Below are 3,736 nucleotides of genomic sequence, written 5' to 3'. Positions count from 1 at the left end.
CTGGTTGACTGACAAAACTTGAAAAGGGGGGAGGCTTAGCCCTTGGTAAAAGGGCACTCGCAGATTAGTGTGAGAGTTACCACACAAACACAGCTAAACCATGCGAACCTCCCGTCTTTATAATCAGCTATGCGACCTGCTGGGTCAATCGACTGAATGGGCAGACCGACGCCATCTGCAAACCCTGGTTTGGATGGTGATTGGACTGATTTGTAGTGAATGCATCAGCCTGACAAAATGGGGCGTTTATGTGCAAAGTCGAGCCCAATTCGCCCAAAGCCATCAACGCCGTTTTAGTCGCTGGTTGCATAATAGCCGCATCCACGTCCAACGTGCCTACGGTCCGGTCATTGCGGCAGCATTAGCCCAATGGGGGGCGACTGAAATTACGTTGATTGAAGATACGACGATGTTGTGGGACGAGTTCTGCCTGATCCGACTATCAATTCAGTATCGGGGACGTGCCATTCCCTTGATTTGGCGGGTGCTACGCCATGGCAGTAGTAGTGTTGGCTTTGAGGTCTACCAACTGATGCTCAAACGAGCAGCACGATTGGTGCCCGCTGGGGTATCGGTGCGATTTCTTGCTGACCGAGGGTTTGCTGATACGAAATTGATGCAGTACTTACGCGAGCAATTGCACTGGCATTTTCGTATTCGCGTCAAAAGTAGCGCCTGGGTCTATCGCCCCCAGCGAGGCTGGATACAACTCAAGCAGTACCATTTGGCAGCAGGGGAGAGTGTTTTGCTGCAAGGGGTCAGCTTGACTAAAACGCGACCCCTTGCCAACGTCAACGTGGCACTCGCGCGTGACCCCATTTCACGTCAAATCTGGCTGGTTGTGAGTGATGAACCTGCATCGCTGCAAACGTTTCGGGAATACAGTGAACGCTTTCAAATCGAAGAAGAACTGCTTGATGAGAAGTCTAACGGGTTTCAACTGGAACGCTCTGAGATTCGCTCTGTTGCTGCCCTTTCCCGTCTTTGTTTGGTGCTGGCTGTAACCACACTACTGTTGAGTGTGCAGGGACAGGAAGTTGTCTCATCCGGCAAGCGGCGGTGGGTGGATGTGCATTGGCAGCGCGGCAACAGCTATTTTCGCATTGGTTGGAACTGGCTCAAGGGTTGTCTGCACCAAGACTGGCTACTGTTTCCCTCAATTAAGTTGCAAGGTGGACGCGATCCTGCTCCTGCGATTGCATCCAAGACACAAGCTCAACAGCAATCTAATCGAGAGTTTACAGTTCATTCTTACCGATTCATCACCTGAGATTTGTCAGTCAACCAGCCATTGCTTAGTACCGCTCCTCGTAGGCACTCCTCCGTCTGTAAACGTCCAAATATTCTGCCTTTGCTGAGGAGCGTAACTGATGTGGATGGGTTGATCGCTCCCATAGTAGTACAGCGAATCAAATGGAAATTGCTGCTCTAGAATCCAATCTATAAGGCGATCGCTCTCCAACCCCACGACCCGAAAATCACAGGCAGCACCGAGGCGATCGCAGTAATACTTGCCATTTCGGTTCTTCTCATGCGCCATGTGCTGGTCACGGATTGGATCGACCCGCCCATTCTTAATCCCCGTCTCTGGGTTTTTCTGAGCCAGGAACCGCTTCAAATCCTTTGAGCAGAACCCGTAGGTCAACTGAAACCGCTCCCTGCCGAAGTGAGCAATCACAGGGTCAAGGATGTGATGGCACAGAGCCTCCAATGCTGAGATTGTCTCTTCCAAGTTGTCAGGGTACGGGTCAATCTGATCCGCATAATTCTGGTAAGTTTGCGTGCAGGTGCAAAACTCCTCCAGCGTCAGGTATTGACCGATCTGCATCTCTTTCACAGTCTGAGCCATCTTGAAACTCCAGGCTCTTTATATCCATCACCACTGTATAACCCAACCCAATCCAGCAAACCCCAAGACGGAAAATTCTTCAAAGCTCGACATAGTCTGCATTCAACAGTGCTGTTTCTGTAGAGGTGAGATCCTTACCAGCATCCACCAGGCGAATTCGAGGATAGTCACTTAATTGTCGTGCGACCCCTTGCGGGTAACGCGAAGCGCGCGCTTCTGGGCTAGTATATCGAGTTCGACCTGACTCGGAACGAGTTGTCTCAACCTCTGGTAAACCCCAAACAACCAGCACTAGCTCAGACCAGAGATTTAAGGGTTCAGGTGCAACCAAATCGCCCGCTACCACAATGCGATCGATTGAGTAGTGATCCCGCAAAAACGTAGCCGTATCTCGCGCCAACTTCCAGGCATCTGCTTTGTGGTTAGGGTCAGAGGCTACCCTTCGTTGTGCCAGCAGAGCAGCGACCCAATCACGGGGATGAGCCAATTTGACGACCTCTGCCAATCCAAAGGTCATCATCAGCATTCCTGCCAATCCCTTGATGCCTTCTCGTCCACCAATGTCAGGTCGTCCGTTGACGAACTCAAACTTTGCTTCTGGACACCAGTAGACATAGTCGTCAAGAGCGATCGCCACTGGGTCTAACGCAACGGGAAATTTAAGCAGTGCTTTGCTCCAATCAACCCCTTCCCCCATTTGAGGCAATCGGCTAAGCCGAGGCGCATCTGCTGCCACTTCAAACCAGGTTTCTTCGAGGGGGTAATCCCAGTCATCTTTTGCCAGCCAAATCTTGCCAGGGAGGAAGGTCAAGCCCGAAACGCTGGAAACAATATATCGCCCAGCCGCATCGGTTGTTTGTCGCTGGTATACTTCATCAACGAGCCGCCATAATTCCATCTGGCGCTGAGCCGCATCCACGATCCACAGTTCTGGAACACCAGCCGCCTGATAAATCGGCTTCTTGACGGTGTAGGTGTACTTCTCACAACCCGGTTTGATGAACTCCACAATCACGTCCGCCGCTCCCTCCAGGTAATACTCATACAGCCGATTGCGCGGTTCACCCCGGAAAAACAGGACATCGGGCATGAACCCATGCTGCCCTAATCGATGGACAAACCCACCGCCCAACGACTGTCCCAATTTTTCATAACTCATCCCCAACCCAAACATTGCCATCCGTAAAGCTTGTCGCAGTTGAGAATAGGAAAATCGCCAATCGCCGTGATGGGGAGGATTCTCTGGCTGATAGTCAATGACCTCCGCCCACTGTTGTACTGTGGAAGCATCAAGCCCATCGGGACTGGCGAGCATTGGTGCGCCGAACGTGTGGGATAACGCTTGCCACCACAACTGTTCCGGAGCAAGGGCAGCGATCGCCTCTACACCCCACCCTCGAAGAATTTGGCTCAGTAATCGACGGTTGTGAACGAGGCTGTCTCCAACGATCAATTGCCCGTTTACCAATTCAATTTTGGAACCCGGTGACCAAGCGTGATAATCCTCCAGCAAGCTTGCAAACACGAAAATTGCCCCCAACGTCTAATTCATCTGAACTAACAAGCTCTTAATCCTACAGTCGTGCAAATTGAAATCTAATCTAAGCCTACTGAAAAATCTTGTCGTAATTCACGAATAGATTCTGCTCGAACCCCTTGTTTTAGCTTCGATCACTCACTATCCTCCTGATATTAGCGGCAAAACTTGTCCCTCTTGAAGGAACCCATTCGTTCCAGAAAATTGATTTGCTGCCTAAAACTGAATATGTAATTGTCATCGGCTGTTGCTTAGCAACGCTTTGCTTTCAGCAGCACAAATGGCTTTGCAAATGGATTATCTTCAAACCTACCTTTGCATCTGTAGCTTGGGCAGTTTTTTGCAGTTCC

Annotated in this window: 3 protein-coding genes; 1 reads left to right on the top strand and 2 read right to left on the bottom strand. The window is 50.6% G+C overall.

Annotation, left to right across the window (positions count from 1 at the left end):
- The first annotated feature begins 100 nt into the window (after positions 1–100).
- A complete protein-coding gene (locus tag ACR6Z4_RS32035; RefSeq protein WP_479721369.1) occupies positions 101–1,270 on the top strand; it encodes a transposase in 1,170 nt (389 codons plus the stop codon).
- Between the two features lie 6 nt (positions 1,271–1,276).
- On the opposite strand, the gene ACR6Z4_RS32030 is transcribed toward ACR6Z4_RS32035, so the two are convergent.
- Complete coding sequence (locus ACR6Z4_RS32030; protein ID WP_479721370.1) at positions 1,277–1,828, bottom strand: hypothetical protein; 552 nt, start codon at positions 1,826–1,828, stop codon at positions 1,277–1,279.
- A gap of 100 nt (positions 1,829–1,928) precedes the next feature.
- Positions 1,929–3,374, bottom strand: a complete 1,446-nt coding sequence (locus ACR6Z4_RS32025) for a Uma2 family endonuclease (protein ID WP_479721368.1) — start codon at positions 3,372–3,374, stop codon at positions 1,929–1,931.
- Positions 3,375–3,736 lie beyond the last annotated feature (362 nt).

The organism is Calyptranema fuscum S582 (assembly GCF_055793305.1).
This window is presented reverse-complemented; position numbering and strand designations above follow the sequence as displayed.